The 15,589-nt window shown below is 71.9% G+C and carries 15 protein-coding genes; 10 read left to right on the top strand and 5 right to left on the bottom strand.

Annotation, left to right across the window (positions count from 1 at the left end; all coding sequences use genetic code 11):
* Position 1 precedes the first annotated feature (1 nt).
* From FJ657_RS04135 to eccCa, 3 genes are read left to right on the top strand one after another with little or no spacing between them, the layout of a single operon-like run.
* A complete protein-coding gene (locus FJ657_RS04135; protein ID WP_141162368.1) occupies positions 2-1,351 on the top strand; it encodes a hypothetical protein in 1,350 nt (449 codons plus the stop codon).
* On the top strand, positions 1,348-3,204 hold the full coding sequence (locus FJ657_RS04140) for an FHA domain-containing protein (RefSeq protein WP_141162369.1): 1,857 nt from the start codon (positions 1,348-1,350) through the stop codon (positions 3,202-3,204). Before FJ657_RS04135 ends, FJ657_RS04140 begins: the two co-directional genes overlap by 4 nt.
* Positions 3,201-7,175, top strand: coding sequence for a type VII secretion protein EccCa (gene eccCa, locus FJ657_RS04145; RefSeq protein WP_141162370.1), 3,975 nt, complete (start codon positions 3,201-3,203; stop codon positions 7,173-7,175). Before FJ657_RS04140 ends, eccCa begins: the two co-directional genes overlap by 4 nt.
* Positions 7,176-7,423: 248 nt before the next feature.
* On the opposite strand, the gene FJ657_RS04150 is transcribed toward eccCa, so the two are convergent.
* From FJ657_RS04150 to FJ657_RS04160, 3 genes are read right to left on the bottom strand one after another with little or no spacing between them, the layout of a single operon-like run.
* Positions 7,424-8,689, bottom strand: coding sequence for a hypothetical protein (locus FJ657_RS04150; protein ID WP_141162371.1), 1,266 nt, complete (start codon positions 8,687-8,689; stop codon positions 7,424-7,426).
* A complete protein-coding gene (locus tag FJ657_RS04155) occupies positions 8,689-9,006 on the bottom strand; it encodes a type VII secretion target (protein ID WP_141162372.1) in 318 nt (105 codons plus the stop codon). Before FJ657_RS04155 ends, FJ657_RS04150 begins: the two co-directional genes overlap by 1 nt.
* A complete protein-coding gene (locus FJ657_RS04160; RefSeq protein WP_141162373.1) occupies positions 9,003-9,458 on the bottom strand; it encodes a YbaB/EbfC family nucleoid-associated protein in 456 nt (151 codons plus the stop codon). Before FJ657_RS04160 ends, FJ657_RS04155 begins: the two co-directional genes overlap by 4 nt.
* 217 nt (positions 9,459-9,675) lie before the next feature.
* On the opposite strand from FJ657_RS04160, the gene FJ657_RS04165 reads away from it, so the two are divergent.
* On the top strand, positions 9,676-10,026 hold the full coding sequence (locus FJ657_RS04165) for a PadR family transcriptional regulator (protein WP_141162374.1): 351 nt from the start codon (positions 9,676-9,678) through the stop codon (positions 10,024-10,026).
* Entirely contained in the window at positions 10,026-11,015 is a 990-nt protein-coding gene (locus tag FJ657_RS04170) for a hypothetical protein (protein WP_141162375.1), read from the top strand. Before FJ657_RS04165 ends, FJ657_RS04170 begins: the two co-directional genes overlap by 1 nt.
* A 65-nt stretch (positions 11,016-11,080) precedes the next feature.
* Here FJ657_RS04170 and FJ657_RS04175 read toward each other — a convergent pair whose 3' ends face one another.
* Positions 11,081-11,635, bottom strand: a complete 555-nt coding sequence (locus FJ657_RS04175; protein WP_141162376.1) for a hypothetical protein — start codon at positions 11,633-11,635, stop codon at positions 11,081-11,083.
* 163 nt (positions 11,636-11,798) lie between these two features.
* On the opposite strand from FJ657_RS04175, the gene FJ657_RS04180 reads away from it, so the two are divergent.
* A complete protein-coding gene (locus tag FJ657_RS04180) occupies positions 11,799-12,341 on the top strand; it encodes a peptidylprolyl isomerase (protein WP_141162377.1) in 543 nt (180 codons plus the stop codon).
* Positions 12,338-13,270: a rhomboid family intramembrane serine protease gene (locus tag FJ657_RS04185; protein WP_141162378.1), complete on the top strand. Its 933-nt coding sequence runs from the start codon at positions 12,338-12,340 to the stop codon at positions 13,268-13,270. Before FJ657_RS04180 ends, FJ657_RS04185 begins: the two co-directional genes overlap by 4 nt.
* A gap of 272 nt (positions 13,271-13,542) precedes the next feature.
* Here the strand turns inward: FJ657_RS04185 and FJ657_RS04190 are convergent, their stop codons facing one another.
* Complete coding sequence (locus tag FJ657_RS04190; protein ID WP_141162379.1) at positions 13,543-13,782, bottom strand: cell division protein CrgA; 240 nt, start codon at positions 13,780-13,782, stop codon at positions 13,543-13,545.
* 110 nt (positions 13,783-13,892) lie between these two features.
* Between FJ657_RS04190 and FJ657_RS04195 the strand changes: the two genes are divergently transcribed.
* Genes FJ657_RS04195 through FJ657_RS04200 form a run of 3 tightly spaced genes read left to right on the top strand, consistent with a single transcriptional unit; the run spans position 13,893 to position 15,576 of the window.
* Complete coding sequence (locus tag FJ657_RS04195; RefSeq protein ID WP_141162380.1) at positions 13,893-14,774, top strand: class E sortase; 882 nt, start codon at positions 13,893-13,895, stop codon at positions 14,772-14,774.
* Complete coding sequence (locus FJ657_RS17020) at positions 14,774-14,938, top strand: hypothetical protein (protein ID WP_181408860.1); 165 nt, start codon at positions 14,774-14,776, stop codon at positions 14,936-14,938. The genes FJ657_RS04195 and FJ657_RS17020 overlap by 1 nt, the downstream gene beginning before the upstream one ends.
* The gene (locus tag FJ657_RS04200; RefSeq protein WP_141162381.1) at positions 14,935-15,576 is read left to right on the top strand and encodes an anthranilate synthase component II; all 642 of its coding nucleotides are present in this window, start codon (positions 14,935-14,937) and stop codon (positions 15,574-15,576) included. The genes FJ657_RS17020 and FJ657_RS04200 overlap by 4 nt, the downstream gene beginning before the upstream one ends.
* Positions 15,577-15,589: the final 13 nt, after the last annotated feature.

The raw sequence follows: 15,589 nt of genomic DNA on the forward strand, positions 1-15,589 counted from the left end.
AGTGCCGTCCGCGACCGAGGAGCGGCGCCGCATCGCGATCATCGACGGCGCCGAACGCTGGGATCTCTCCCTGCCGCTGAGCGCGCGCCTCGACAGCGTGCTGCACCGCCTCGGCGTCGACGCCGTCGGCGAGGGGCGGATGCTCGTCAGCCCGTCCGGCGCGGAGATCGAGCTCGACCGCGAGATCGGCAGCCTCGGCGACGGCGACGTGCTCGCCGTCATCGACCTGGGCGAGCGGGTCGTCGCCCCGCGTCGGCGCCGCGACCGCACCGAGACGGTCACGAGCACCTCGTCGATCACCTGGATCGCGGCGACGGCCGGCATCCTCGCCGCCGTGCTCGCGCTCCTGCTGCCCGGCTCGCTCGACCCGATGGCGCGCCTCGTCGCGACCGGCGTGCTCGCGCTGAGCGCGATCGCCAGCGCCGTCGCGACCTCCCGGCATACCGGCATCGTCTCGGCCGTCGCGCCGCTCGCCTTCGCCTTCGCGGCGGGGGTCGGCGCGGTTCCGCTGCTGCCGGCCGCGACGACGCAGGCCGCCGTGCTCACCGGACTGCTCGCCGCCGCGGTCGTCGCCGGGCTGCTCGCCCTGCTGGCCCGCTCCGGCTCGATGCGCGCCGGTGTCGCCACCGGCACCGTGCTGCTGCTCGTGCTCGCGGGCATCTGGGGCCTCACCCTGCTGGTCGGGCTGGACGCGACGGCCGCGTCGGCGCTGACGCTCGGTCTCACCCCGGTCGCCCTGCGCATCCTGCCGACGACCCTGCTCGACGTGCCGCCGGGCATGTTCATCGACTACGAGCGCTACCAGACGACGCGCTGGTCGGTGCGGCAGCAGCTGCCCGAGCCGGGTGTCTCGGTGCGGCTCGCGGCCGTGCGGGGACTCGTGGATGCGTCATCCGCCCGTCTGCTCGTCGGCACCGCGATCGTCTGCACGGCGGCGGCGCTCGGAGCGCCGACCGCGGTGTCGGGGTTCTCGCGCGACGGCATCGTGCTCGGCGGCCAGATCGGGCTGCTCGTCTGCGTCGCCCTGGCGCTGATCTTCGGGGCGCGCCGTTATGCGGTGCCGGCCCTGCAGTGGCTTCCGCGCGCCGCCGCCCTCGTGGTGATCGGCACCGGGGTCGTGGCCATCACCCGCCTCGGCGACGTCGGCTGGGTGCTGCTCATCGCGGCCGTCGCGCTCGGCGCGGGCGTCGCGACGGGCGCCGCCGTCATCCCGATCTCGCGCGGCGCACGCTCGCTGTCGTGGTCGCGTTTCGCCGACGTGCTCGAGGGCATGACCGTCGCCCTCGCCCTGCCCGCCGGGCTGCTCGCCGCGGGCGTGATCGACCTGCTGCGAGGGATGATGACCTCATGAGCGCGCCGACGACCTCCGCCGGCGGCCAGACCTGCTGGAACTGCCGCCAGCCGCTGCCGCCGGGCAGCGCCCGCTGCGTCTACTGCGGTTCGCCCCAGCAGGCGCAGAGCGCACCACTCGTCGTCGCGCCGCACGGCGTCGTCGCGGCCGCGCCGCCGGGCGCCCCGGTCATGCCGGGCGCGCCGGGAGGTCTCGCCACTGCCCCGGGCGCACCCGGCGCGGGCATCACGCCGGCCGGCCCGTATCCGGGGACCCCGGGTCCACCGACGCCGACACGGGGTGCACCCGCGGCCGTCGCCGACCTTCGCGGCATCGTCCACGGTCAGCGCACGGCCGGCGTCGGAGCCCGCCTCGCGGCCTTCACGGTCGACGTCATCGTGGTGGCGGCCGTCGGCGTGGCCGCCCAGCTGCTGCTGCGCTCGCCGGTTCTCACCGCGGTGATCGTCGCCGAGGTGCTGCTCGGACTCGTGGTGCTGCAGGCGCGCACCGGGCTCGGCATCGGCAACCTGCTGCTGCGCATCCGCGTCGCCCGCCTCGACCGTCCGTGGTCACCGGGGCTCGGACGCTCGCTGCTGCGCGGCGTCATCACCTCCGCCGGCTGGCTCGTCGGCGGGATCGGCGCCTGGTTCGTCGAGATCACGGCGGCCTTCGACGGCTCCGGCCGACGTCGCTCGTGGGGCGACCTCGCCGCCGGCACCGTCGTCGTCGCGGTGCCGAAGCGCGCCCGCGGCGCCGCCGCACAGCAGCTGCACGGCGGTCGTCCGGCCGCCGCACCCGGTTCGTCGTCGGCGCCGGGGATGCCGGCCGCGGCACCGGCTCTCGCGTCCACGGCGGTGCCGCTCTCGCTCGACCCCGCGTCGGGGCTCGGCGGGGTCCCCGCCACGGGCTCCGTGCCCGTCGCCCAGCCGGGCGGCGTGCCCGGCGCGATCGCGCCGATGCCCGGGCTGGTCACGCCGGGCATGGTGCCGCTCGGCGGCGCTCAGCCGGGAGCGGCGCAGCCGACACCCGCGCAACCCGACGCCGACCCGCCGGCCGCCGCTCAGCATCCCGCCGCTCAGCCTCCTGTCGCCCCGCCGACTCCGGCGACCCCGCCGCCCGCGCGCGCGCCCGGACAGCCGGGTGGCGCCTCGCCGTCCGAGCCGATCCCCGCGCAGCGGCCGTTCCCGCAGCAGCCGGTCGAGCAGCAGACCCTCTCGCAGCAGGCGCCGCCCGCCGCGCCGCCGAACGCGGTCGCGCCGCCCCCCGGCATCGCGCCGCCCACCGCATCCGCACCCGTGCCGCCGGCCGCGCTCCAACCCGGTGCCGGCCAGCCGGGAACGCCCGCAACCGCACCCCAGCCGGGCGCCCCGGCTCACCCCGCCCCGGCCGGCGACCGCCAGGGTGCGGGCGGACGCGTCGCCTACTCGCTGCCGCCCGACTCGGCCTCCCCTCCCGCCGACGCGAGCCCGGGTCGCGGCGCGCCCGGCGACTGGCACACCGAGCTCACCCTGACCGAGCTGCGCGGTCGTGCCCGCGTCGTGCTCACCTTCGACACCGGCCAGCAGGAGCAGGCGCCCATCCCGGCGACCGTGCTGCTCGGCCGCAACCCGAGCGCCGACGACGCCCTCGAGATCGCGGTCGCCGTGCGCGATCCCGAATCGACCGTCTCGAAGGGCCACGCCCGACTCGAGCTCACCCGCCAGGGCACCTGGGTCACCGACTCGGGCTCGACCAACGGCACCTTCCTGGTCGATGAGACCGGCGAGGCCGAGCGCCTCGCGCCCGGCGTGCGCACGCCCGTCGACGACGGCGCCCGCGTGCGGCTCGGCAACCGCGTCTTCACGATCAGCACGCTTCTGGAGGATCCCGAGTGAGCAGAGGACCCCGGCTCGCGCCGCCCCGCGTGCCCAGCGGCACCGTGCAGGTGCAGCCGCCGCCCGAGCTCGCTCCGAGCGAGGGCGCCGGCGGTGTGCTGATGTCGGCGCTGCCCATGCTCGGCAGCATCGGCTCGATCGTCATGATCACGTTCTCGCAGCAGAACGCCACCGGCCTCATCACGGGCGGCATGTTCCTGCTCTCGTCACTCGGCTTCGTCGCCGTGAACGGATGGCGACAGCGCTCGCAGCGGGCCGCATCCGTTCTCGAGAACCGGCGCGAGTACCTCGCGTACCTGAAGGAGCTGCGCGACACCGTGCGCACGGCCGCCCGCCAGCAGCGCCGGCACGGCAACTGGGTGAACCCCGCCCCTTCCGTGCTGCCCTTCATGGCGGATGAGCGCACCCGCGTCTGGGAGCGGTCCGGCGGCGACGACGACTTCCTGCACACCCGCATCGGCGTCGCCGATCAGCCGCTCTGCATCACCCTCGAGGCCCCCGACCTGCCGCCGCTCGCGCAGCTCGATCCGGTCGCCGCGTCAGCGGCCCACCGCTTCATGCTCACCCACGAGGTGCAGCCCCGCCTGCCGCTCGCGGTCGATCTCGGCGACTACGCCCGCGTCGAGGTCACCGGCGCCGACGAGGAGGCGGTGCGCTCGCTCGCCCGCTCGATGGTGCTCGGCCTCGCGACCCTGCACGATCCCGAGAGCCTGCAGATCGCGGTGCTCGCCGGTCCCGCACAGCTGCCGCTCTGGGAGTGGACGAAGTGGCTGCCGCACACGCACTCGGTGCGCAGCTCCGACCGACTCGGGGCGGCCCGCATGATCGGCGCCGACCTCGCCGACCTCGAAGATCTGCTGCCCGCCGATCTGCGCGAGCGGCCGCGCTTCGTCGCCGGCGGCGGAGCGGGCCGTGAGATGCCGCACGTGCTGCTGCTCGTCGACGGCGCCCGCCTGCCGAACGACTCGCCCGTCGTGGGCGCCGACGGGATGCAGGGGGTCACGGTGCTCGACCTGCCCGCCCGCTGGAACGAGCTCGACGACGCCCTGACGCTGCGCCTCGCCCTCGCCGGCGACGTGCGCGCCGCCGCGCCGGCCGAGGTCGTGGCGCTCGGCCGTCTCGCCGACCGCTTCACCCCCGACACCGTCTCGATCGCCGAGGCCGAGGCGACCGCACGCCGGCTCATGCCGCTCGCGAACGCGGGTGCCGCCACCGGTGCCGAGGTCGCCCTCTCGGGTCAGGCCGAGCTCGTCGAGCTGCTGGGCATGCCGGATGTGCGCGAGATCGACTACGACCGGGTCTGGTCGCCGCGACTCGAGCGCGACCGGCTGCGCGTGCCGATCGGACAGGACACGAACGGCGTACCGCTCGTGCTCGACATCAAGGAGGCCGCGCAGCAGGGCATGGGCCCGCACGGCGTGCTCATCGGCGCGACCGGCTCGGGCAAGTCGGAGGTGCTGCGCACCCTGGTGCTCGCCCTCGCCCTCACGCACAGCTCCGAGCAGCTCAACTTCGTGCTCGTCGACTTCAAGGGAGGTGCGACCTTCGCCGGCATGGCCGACATGCCGCACGTCTCGGCGATCATCACCAACCTCGGCAGCGAGCTCGCCCTCGTCGACCGGTTCCAGGATGCGCTGCAGGGCGAGGTCGTGCGCCGCCAGGAGCTGCTGCGCGCCGCCGGCAACTTCGCCAACGTCTCCGACTACGAGAAGGCGCGCCGCGGAGGTCGCACCGACCTCGCCCCGCTGCCGGCGCTGCTGATCGTCGCCGACGAGTTCAGCGAGCTGCTGGCCGCGAAGCCCGAGTTCGTCGAGAGCTTCGTCAACATCGGCCGCGTCGGCCGTTCGCTGCAGGTGCACCTGCTGCTCGCATCCCAGCGCCTCGAAGAGGGCAAGCTGCGCGGACTCGACACCTACCTCTCGTACCGCATCGGCCTGCGCACCTTCTCGGCCGCCGAGTCGCGCACCGTCATCGGGGTGCCCGACGCCTACACGCTGCCGCAGGAGCCCGGCGTCGGCCTGCTCAAGGTCGGCACCGACGAGCTCGTGCAGTTCCGCGCCGCCTACGTCTCCGGTGCTCCGCCGCGGCGTCGCATCACGTCCGGTTCGTCGGGGGGCGGCCCGGGCGAGATCGCGGCCGAGATCGAGATCTTCACCGCCGCGGCGACCGGCGAGGAGCCGGAGCCCGAGGTCGACCCCGACGCCCTCGTGCAGCGCGAGCCCGAAGAGGAGCGCAGCACCTTCCAGATCGCCGTCGACCGCATGGCCGGCAAGGGCCCCGAGGCGCACCAGGTCTGGCTGCCGCCGCTCAAGGAGCCGCCGTCGCTCGACCAGCTGATGTCCGACCTCGTCGTCGACCCGCAGCTCGGCCTCGTGTCGCCGTCGTGGCGCGCCGCCGGCGGGCTCACGGTGCCGCTCGGCATCGTCGACGTGCCGCTCGAGCAGCGCCGTGAGCGCCTCACCGTCACGCTCGGCGGCGCCGCCGGACACGCGGCCATCGTCGGCGGACCGCTCAGCGGCAAGTCGACCATGGCGCGCTCGCTCGTCACCTCGCTGTCGCTCACCGCATCCCCGCTCGAGCTGCAGTTCTACGTGCTCGACTTCGGCGGCGGAACCTTCACCGGTCTGCAGAAGCTGCCGCACGTCGCGGGCGTCGCGACCCGCACCGAGCAGGAGTCGGTGCGCCGCACGGTCGCCGAGGTGCAGGGCATCATCGACGCGCGCGAGATCTACTTCCGCGAGAACGGCATCGACTCGATCGACACCTATCGACTGCGGCGCTCGCAGGGGGTCGTGGATGACGGCTACGGCGATGTCTTCCTCATCGTCGACGGCTGGTCGACCCTGCGCACCGAATACGAGCTGCTCGAGCCGACCATCCTCACGATCGCCGCCCGGGGCCTCAGCTTCGGCGTGCACCTCATCGTCACCGCCAACCGCTGGCTCGACATCCGCTCGAACCTGAAAGACCTCATCCAGACCCGGCTCGAGCTGCGCCTCGGCGACCCGAGCGACTCGGAGATCGCCCGCAAGGCCGCCATCAACGTGCCGGCGGGGCAGCCCGGTCGCGGACTCGCGCCCGGCGGCCTGCAGATGCTCGGCGCCGTGCCGCGCATCGACGGCATCGCGGATGCGGCGAAGCTCGTCGACGGCGTCGACGACCTGATCGCGCGCATCTCCGCCGCGTGGACGGGCCCACGCGGACCGAAGCTGCGTCTGCTGCCGAAGCTGCTGAGCCTCGAGGAGGCACGCCAGCAGGCGGGCCCGCAGTACCCGCGTCTGCTGCTCGGCGTCGACGAGCAGGCGCTCGCGCCGTTCGGCATCGACCCGCGCAGCGAGCCGCACCTGTTCCTCTACGGCGACGCCGGCACCGGCAAGTCGTCGTTCCTGCGCGGGATCGCCCAGGAGATCACGCGCCTCTACGGGCCCAACGAGGCGAAGCTCTTCGTCGTCGACTACCGCCGCGCGCTGCTCGGCGAGCTGCCGCAGGAGTACGTCGGCGCCTACCTCACCTCGCACGAGATGGCGACGGGCGGCATGGCCGAGCTGTCGGCGTTCTTCTCGTCGCGCATCCCCGGGGCGGATGTCACGCCAGACCAGCTGCGGGAGCGCAGCTGGTGGAAGGGCGCCGAGGGCTTCATCCTCATCGACGACTACGACCTCGTCGCGACCAGCCAGGGCAACCCGATCGCGGTGCTGCAGCCGCTGCTCGCACAGGCCGGCGACCTGGGCCTCCACGTCATCCTGACTCGTCGTTCCGGCGGTGCGAGCCGAGCGGCCTACGACCCGATCATCCAGCGCTTCACCGACCTCGGCGTCACCGGCATCCTGCTCGGCGGCAATCCGGAGGAGGGCGCCCTGATCGGCCGGGTCAAGCCGATCCCGTCGGAGCCGGGGCGTGCGCAGGTCGTGAGTCGCGAGCGCGGACTCATCACCGGCCAGCTCGTCTACTCGCCCCCGTCGCACGCCTGACCGGTCTCGTCGGCACACCGCCGTCCGCCCGACGGGTCGTGCCCCGCCCGCAGCCCCCGATCCGGTGACGCAACTCAGGAGATCTGTGGCCAGATGGGGCACGCGCCTCGTCTGACGCCGTTTCTCCTGAGTTGTGTCGTCGCCGGAGTACGCCCGACGCAGAACGCCGCAGCGCCCGGCCGCCGAAGCGGACCGGGCGCTGAACGGACGCGCGTGCGACGACGCGACGCGAGGCGGTGCCCCGAGTGTCAGGCCTGCTCGTCGTCGTCGTCGGGGATGATCTCGATGTCGAGACGGCGACCGCCGCGGCGTCCGAGCCGCGATCCGGTGTCGCCGCCGCGTCCGCCGCCCATCATGCCCATGCCGCCGCGGGCTCCCGCGCCGGCGCCGCCGGCCGTGGGTCCGCCCGCGACCGCGGTGCGACCGAGCAGTCCGCCGCCCGCCATCGTCCCCGCCAGGCCGCGACTCGCGAGAGCGGCAGCACCCGCGGCGGCTCCGCCGCCGAGCAGACCCGCACCGGAACCCGCGGCCCCGAGTCCGCCGCCGACGCCGCCGGAGGCGAGACTGACGCCGACGCCCCCGCCCGAGCCGAAGGTGTTCGCCAGGTGCACCTGCCCGCCCGAGATGGGGCCGTCGGCGCTGACCAGGTCGGCGTTCTCGCGGTCGGCCTTCGCGCCGGCCGTGGCGAGGTTCTCGGCGCCGGTCGCTCCGAGCTTCGTCGCGGCCGAGGCGTCGGTGTAGCTGGTGTCGGCGAGCTTGAGGGCCTCGGGGCTGACCGTGACCATGTTCTGCATCAGCTTCTCGCTGCCGCCGAACAGCTGCTTGAACGACTGCACGACGCCGACGAGCGACTTGACCGACTGCAGCACCTGCAGCATCGGCTTGACGACCTTGTTGACGATCTGGTTCACCTTCGTCACCACGCGCGCGATGGCGTAGCCGATGCCGAGTCCGAACGAGGCGGCGACGACGGCCATGGCCTCGATCGCGGTCGCGAGCACGCTCGAGATGCCCTGCTTGACGACGCTCTGCATCTTGGCGACGAGCTCGCTGCCGGTGTTGAGTCCGCTCGAGATCGAGTCGGCCCAGTCGCCGGAGGCGGCGACGTGCTCTGCCGCGTCCGAGGCGTAGGCGAGGTAGGAGTCGACGGTCTTGCCCGCCATCCCCTCGAGGTCTTTGAGGCGGGTGGCGAGGGTGCCGCCGGCCTGGCGCATCACGTCGCCGGCCTGGGTCCACGTCTTCGCGAAAGCCTGTACGGCCGACTGGCTGCCCGCCAGCTTGTCGAGCCACTGCTTGAGCGGGCCGAGGTGGTTGATGACCCAGCCGAGCCCGCAGTTGACGATCGTGCCGATCGGGTCGCTGAGGGCTGCGGCGGCGTCGCCGAGACCCTGCAGGAACGCGATGCCGCCATCCAGCCAGTTGCCGTTCTTGACGGCGGCCGAGAGGGCCTTGCCGTCGTTGAGGATGTTGCTGCCCTTGAAGGGCGAGGTCGTGGTCGCAGCTGCCGCGGTCATCAGTCCATCGCCTTCGTGATCGTGTCGTAGGTGCCCTTGACGTCGGTCTCGATCTGCTCCCACTGGGACGCCGTCTGCTTGAGCTCGACGGCGGTGCGCAGCAGCAGCGACTGCTTGCTGCCGAGCATCCCCGAGCCGGCGACCGTCATGGCGAGCGTCTCGGGCACCAGGAAGGCGCACATGATGCCGAAGGCGTCGGAGGCGAGGTTGCCGCCCTTCACCGATGCGATGGCCTTGCTGACGTCATCCGCCACAGAGCCGACGAGCGCGGCGTGCTGCCGCAGCTTGTCGAAGTCGAGTGCGATCTCCTCAGTCACTGCTTGCGTTCCCCTCTGCTGATGCTGGTCTCGCTCGGCGTGCCGGGTGCCGGTCGCGTCGGGTCGATGGTCGCGGTCGCGCCGGATGCGGCGGCGGCCGGGTGGGTCAGGGTGGCTTCGCGGGCACTCAGCTCGGCGCCGAGCTGCAGTGTGATCGGGTCGTCGTCGCCGAGCAGCTCGGCGACACTCTGCACGGCCTTCCGCTTGGCGACGAGCTCGGCGGCGTTGATGGTCTGCAGGATCTCGCGTGACAGCTTGCGGGCACCGCCGGTCAGTGCGGTCTCGCTGATCTCGATGCCGGTGACGTGTCCGGTGGAGTCGGTCTCGACCCGGATGTCGCGGGCCGCGGAGACGGCGACGCCGCGCACGGCGTCGATCGCGGCGGTGAAGGCCGGCATCCGCGCAGCGCGCTCGTCGTTCGCGCGAACGTCGTCGTGGATCTGGTCGATCACTTCGTCAGCAGAGAGCACTGCTCAAAATTAGTCAGCAATCCCGTCCGATAGGAAGGCTTTCGACCGTTGTTCACCAAACTTTTTGTCACCCGGACGGGGGACAGCCGGCGGGGGCCCTGTTTTCCGGCGATTTCGTGAGGGCGCCGGGGCGACAGGCACGGCGCTGACCGCGTGTCGCTCATCGGTATATGTCGATCATCTGACTATCGTCGACGGCATGGCCCAGCTCATGCAGGAACCCACCTTCGCGATCCTCACCTCGCTCGCCGCCGGAGCCCGGCACGGCTACGCGATCATCGCCGACGTCGCCGAGTCGAGCGACGGCGCGATCCGGCTGCAGCCCGGAACCCTCTACAGCGCCCTCGATCGCCTGACGGGGGAGGGGAGGGTGGAGGTCGTGGCCGAGGAGATCGTGAGCGGCCGGCTGCGGCGCAGCTACGCGCTCACGACCGACGGCGTGGCCGTGCTCGCCGCCGAGGCGGAGCGCCGCGCCGCCTCCGCCCGTCGCGCCCTCGCCCGCGTGCACGCCCTGCCGGTCGCCGGCCGCGTCACCCCGGCGGTCTCGTGATGTCGGCGTTCGAGCTGCCGGCGTCGACGCCGACCCCGAAACCCACCCTGCTCCAGCAGCGGGTCGAGCGCGAACTGCGCTGGTACCCCGCCCGCTGGCGTCGCGCTCATGGCGCCGCGCTCGCCGGAACCGTGCTCGACGTCGTCGAGGCGGAGGGGCGGGATGCGCTCACGCCGGCCGAGGTGCGCGACCTGCGCATCAACGGCCTGCGCCAGCGCGGTGCCGTCATCCTGCCGGCACGCTCGCGCGGCATGGCCTCGGCCCTCGCGCTCGGCGGCGGAGGAGCCCTCGCCGCGATCCAGCTCGTCTTCCTCGAGTGGGCGCCCTGGTTCGGCGACCTGCACCGCTACGCGGAGCGTCAGCTGCTCATCGATGCCGGCTTCGGCCCCTTCGTCAGCGGGGCGGCCGTCGTAGATCTGCTCTGGCTGGTCGGGTTCGTGCTCGGGATGCTGCGTTGGCGAGTCGCGATGATGGTCGCCTTCGCCGCCTCGATGGCCGTGTCGATCGCGCTCGTGACCGCCCCGATCACGCCCTGGAACATCGCCAGGCCGTCGGCGACGACCCTGGCCGTGCTGACGCTGCTCGCGATCTCGGCGTCGATCGGATCGCAGCGCGCAGTGCGGTTCTCGCCGCTCTACGTGCTGGCCGGCGTCGCCCTGACCGCCGCGCCGGTGCTGATCTGGGGCGGTCAGCGACTCGAGGTGTTCTGGAGTCGCTCCCTCGACCAGATCCTGAACCCCGGGCTGATCGCCACCGGCGCGCTGGCGCTGATCCTGGCGTTCGACCTCCTCGGAGCCGATCGCGCCTACGGCGATGCGCTCCTGCTCTCCGCCGGGCCGGCTTGGGTCGTGCTCGCCGCGAGCAGTCCCGACGCCGCAGGCTGGATCCCGATGGGCGTCGGCACTGCCGCAGTCGCCGTCGTCGCGCTCATCCTGATGCGCTCGGCGAACCTGCGCCTGCGCTTCGCCCGCGCGGTCAGCGCGGACTGAACGACGAAGGCCCGCTCCGCTCGGATGAGCGGCGCGGGCCTTCGGTGATTCTCAGCTGAGCTGACTCAGACCGCGGGGTCGACGTCGGCGACGTCTTCGATCCACAGGTCGTCGTCGGCGCGTAGCGTCTGCCAGGCGGCGTAGGCCACGGCGGCGACGGCGGCGATGCCGAACGCGGCGAGGATGTACTTGCCCGGGCCGCCCGACTTCGCCGGACGCACCTGCTTCGCCGCGTACTTGCCGTAGTTCTTCGTCTTCTTCTCGGCCTTCTTCACGAGCTCGCGCACGCGCGGGTCCTTCGCGGCCTCGAGCACGGCCAGCGTCGAGCTGATCGTGCCGGCGACCGCCGGGATCACGTCGTCGGCGAGGCGGTTGCGGCCGACATAGGCCGCAGCACGGCCGGCGGCGACGCTCTGCGCCACACGGGGCTTCACCCGGGAGTCGTAGGCCTCGAAGAATCGAGGGGCGACGTCGGTGCGGGCGTAGTCGCCCATCTGCCGGCGTGCTTCGCGCAGCACCTTGCCCGCGTGTTCGAGCACCTCGCGCTGCTCGTCGACCACGGTGCTCGCGGTGTTCTTCAGTCGCTTCAGCTCGCGCTTCCGCTTGCGTGTCGATGCCACGTCGACCTCCGTCTTCGCGTTGGGGTTTCCCTCATCCTTCCACGCCGATCCGGCGAACGGACCCCCTGCCGTCTGCACGTCCACTGAAAGCACAGTGGATGCGCATCCCACACCGACCGGGCGCATCCGGTGAACACAGGCACCGCATGGAAGAATCACCCGCATGTCCGCACACACCGCTGTCGCCACCATCCACACGACCCAGGGCGACATCCGCGTCAACCTGCTCGGCAACCACGCCCCCGTCACCGTCGACAACTTCGTCGGCCTCGCCACCGGAGCGAAGGAGTGGACCCACCCGCAGACGGGTGAGAAGAAGACCACCCCGCTCTACGACGGCACGATCTTCCACCGCATCATCAAGGACTTCATGATCCAGGCCGGCGACCCGCTGGGCCTCGGCATCGGCGGCCCCGGCTACCAGTTCGACGACGAGATCCACCCCGAGCTGAACTTCAACGAGCCCTACGTGCTCGCCATGGCCAACGCCGGCAAGCAGATGGGCCGCGGCACCAACGGCTCGCAGTTCTTCATCTCGACCGTGCCCACCCCGTGGCTGCAGGCCAAGCACACGATCTTCGGCATCGTCGCCGACGACGAGTCGAAGCGCGTCGTCGACGCCATCGAGGGCGTGCAGACCGACGGTCGCGACAAGCCGCTCGAGGATGTCGTGATCAACTCCATCGAGGTCGTCCCCGTCTCGTGACCGATCCCCAGGCCGAGGCGGACCCCTCCGTCTGCTACCGGCATCCCGACCGTCAGAGCTGGGTGCTCTGCCAGCGCTGCGGCCGCACGATCTGCCCTGAGTGCCAGATCCTCGCGCCCGTCGGCGTGCAGTGCCCCGAGTGCGTTCGGGAGGCCGGCGGCTCGGTGAAGTGGCAGTCCACGTCCGGATCGAAGCGGCAGCAGCGCGCCGCGCGCCGCGGTGCGCGTCCGCGCTGGATGCAGTCGACGCTGAGCCTGCTGCACCCCGACTCGAACGCGCCGGTGCTGACCTACGGCATCCTCGGCGCCTCGGTGCTGTTCTGGCTGATCAGCCTGTTCACGCAGAACCTCGGCTACAACGGCCTGCCGTTCGAATGGCTGTCGGCGAACTCCGACCCGGCGACGGCGTGGCAGGTCTGGCGCTACTTCACGGCGGCGCTCGCCTTCCCTGGCGCCTTTTCGTCGATCCTGTTCTTCCTGCTGGGATCGGTGTTCTTCTTCCTCATCGCACCGAGCGCGGAACGCAGCTTCGGGCGCGGGAAGTTCCTGCTGATCTTCGTGACGGGAACCGTGGTCGGCGCCGCGGCGACGATCCTCGTCTACGCCGAGCCGCAGTCGATCATCTACGGCTTCGGATTCAGCGGGGCGCTGTTCGGCCTGCTGGCCGGATACTTCATCGTGCAGCGGTCGATGGGCGGCGTCGGAACCCAGCTGCTCATCATCATCGCCCTGAACGTGATGATCAGCATCCTGTTCGGCGGCAACCTGGCGATGCTCTTCGGCGGCCTGATCGGCGGTGGGCTCGCGGCGTTCATCATCGGGCGCTTCGAGTACCGCGCGCGGTCGCGGCCGTCGACGCCGGTCGCGATCATCGTCGCGATCTGGGTGGTCGCGATCGTCGCGGCGACGGTGCGGATCCTCGCCACCTGAGGGGTCGCGCCCCGACGCGGCGCTGTTCTCACGAAGCCCCGCCGGCCTCTCTGGTCGGCGGGGCTTCGTCGTGTTCGACGCGGGTTCTCCACAGCCGTCCACGGTTTCATCCACAGCCTCGTCCACAGCCGTCGACGCGACTGTCCACAGGTTCATCCACAGCTGGGGAAAGAATCACATCCGTGTAATTCCGAGGCGCATCTCCGCGGAGACGACGAAGGCGGGCCACCAGAGTGACCCGCCTTCGTGCGGAGATTCGAGGATGCGCGGCGTCAGCGCCAGCGCGTCATCATCAGGAAGCCGACCAGCATGATGCCGAAGCCGATCGCGAGGTTCCAGGCCTGGATGCTCTGGATCGGCAGCTGCGAGCCGCTGATGTAGAAGATCAGGATCCACACCAGGCCGATGAGGATGAAGCCGAACATCACCGGCTTGAACCAGATCGGGTTGGGGACGGAGTCGCCGCTCTGTCGCTGCGGTTCCGGCTTGGTGGTCGGGCGGGTCCTGGCCATGCCCGTGATTCTAGCCTGATGAGAGAGCCTCTCGGATCGGCGGATCCTCGGGGCGACCTCCCCGGTTGCGGGGAGTCTGCCCGGCACCTCGCACGCCTAGAATCGTGCGCATGGCTCAGGGGCGGGATGACCACGGCGGCATCGAGGATCTGTTTCCCGATGACGCCGGCGCGGAGACCTCGCCGGAGGGCTCCGCAGCGAGGTCGGATGCCGACCCTGCCGCGACCGTCGCCTCCACCGACCGCCGCCGACGCCCCGCGAAGAAGCGCCGCCTCTCGGTCGTCGGCGTCGCCGGCGAACTGCTCATCACCGCCGGAGTGCTGGTGCTGATGTTCCTCGGCTGGCAGCTCTGGCTCGACGACCAGCTCTCGGCGCCGCGGCTCAAGAACGAGGCCACCGGGCTCTCGCAGCAGTGGGACAAAGACGCGCAGAAGCCGACCGCCGCGCCCAGCCAGCCCGCCAGCGACATCTCGCAGAACCCGCCCGTGCAGACGGCGCCGAAGAACGCCGAGCGCTTCGCGCTGCTGGCCATCCCGCGCTTCGGCACCGACTTCTACCGGCCGATCGCCGAGGGCGTCAGCGTCTCCCAGGTGCTCAACAAGTACGAGGTCGGCCACTACCCGTCGACCCAGATGCCCGGCGACATCGGCAACTTCGTCATCGCCTCGCACCGCAGCGCTTACGGCGGCGCCCTGCACCGCATCCACGAGCTCGAGGTCGGCGACCACATCTTCATCGAGACGCAGGACGGCTGGTACCAGTACAGCTTCCGCAACCTCGAGTACGTGAAGCCGACCGGCGTCGGCGTGCTCGACCCGGTGCCCCAGCAGGACGGCGTCGCCGCGACGCAGCGCCTGCTGACGCTGACCACGTGCAACCCCTTCTACTCGACCGCCGAGCGCATCATCGGATACTCGGTGTTCGACAAGTTCACGCCGCGCGCCGATGGGCCGCCGAAGGAGATCGCCGCGACCGTGAACGGAGGCAGCTGATGTACGCCGCGCTGTGGAGGGTGCTGCCCGGCCCGTGGTGGGTGCGCGTGCTGATCCTCATCGTCGTGTTCGCCGCGATCACGGTCGCGCTGATCATGTGGGTGTTCCCGTGGTTCGACCAGTTCGTCGCCCCGCAGGACGTGACCGTAGGGAATCAGCAATGACGCGCATCCTCGTCGTCGACAACTACGACAGCTTCGTCTACACGCTCGACGGCTACCTGCAGCAGCTGGGCGCCGAGACCGAGGTGATCCGCAACGACAGCGTCGAGGTGGATGCGGTGCCGGCGCGCATCGCCGGGTACGACGCCGTGCTGCTCTCGCCCGGCCCCGGGGATCCCGCCTCGGCCGGCATCTCGATCCCCGTCGTGCACGCGGCGATCGACGGAGGGATCCCTCTGCTCGGCGTCTGCCTCGGACACCAGGCCATCGGCGAGGCGCTCGGCGCCACGGTCACCCACGCCGAGGAGCTCATGCACGGCAAGACCTCGCAGGTCGAGCACGACGGCTCGACGCTGTTCCGCGGGGTGCCGCAGCCGTTCCGGGCGACGCGGTACCACTCGCTCGCGATCGTCGACGGGACCGTGCCCGACTCGCTGACCGTCACGGCGCGTACGGCCGGCGGCGTGGTCATGGGCGTCGAGCACCAGACGGCGCCGGTGTACGGCGTGCAGTTCCACCCCGAGTCGGTTCTGACCGAGGGCGGCTACACGATGCTCGGCAACTGGCTCGCGGCGAGCGGGATGCCGGAGGCGGCCGAGCGGGCCGTCGGCCTCACGCCGCTGGTGCGCACCCAGGTCTGATTCCGCCGCTGGT

Origin of the sequence: Schumannella soli (assembly GCF_006517435.1) — a bacterium.
GTDB lineage: Bacteria > Actinomycetota > Actinomycetes > Actinomycetales > Microbacteriaceae > Schumannella > Schumannella soli.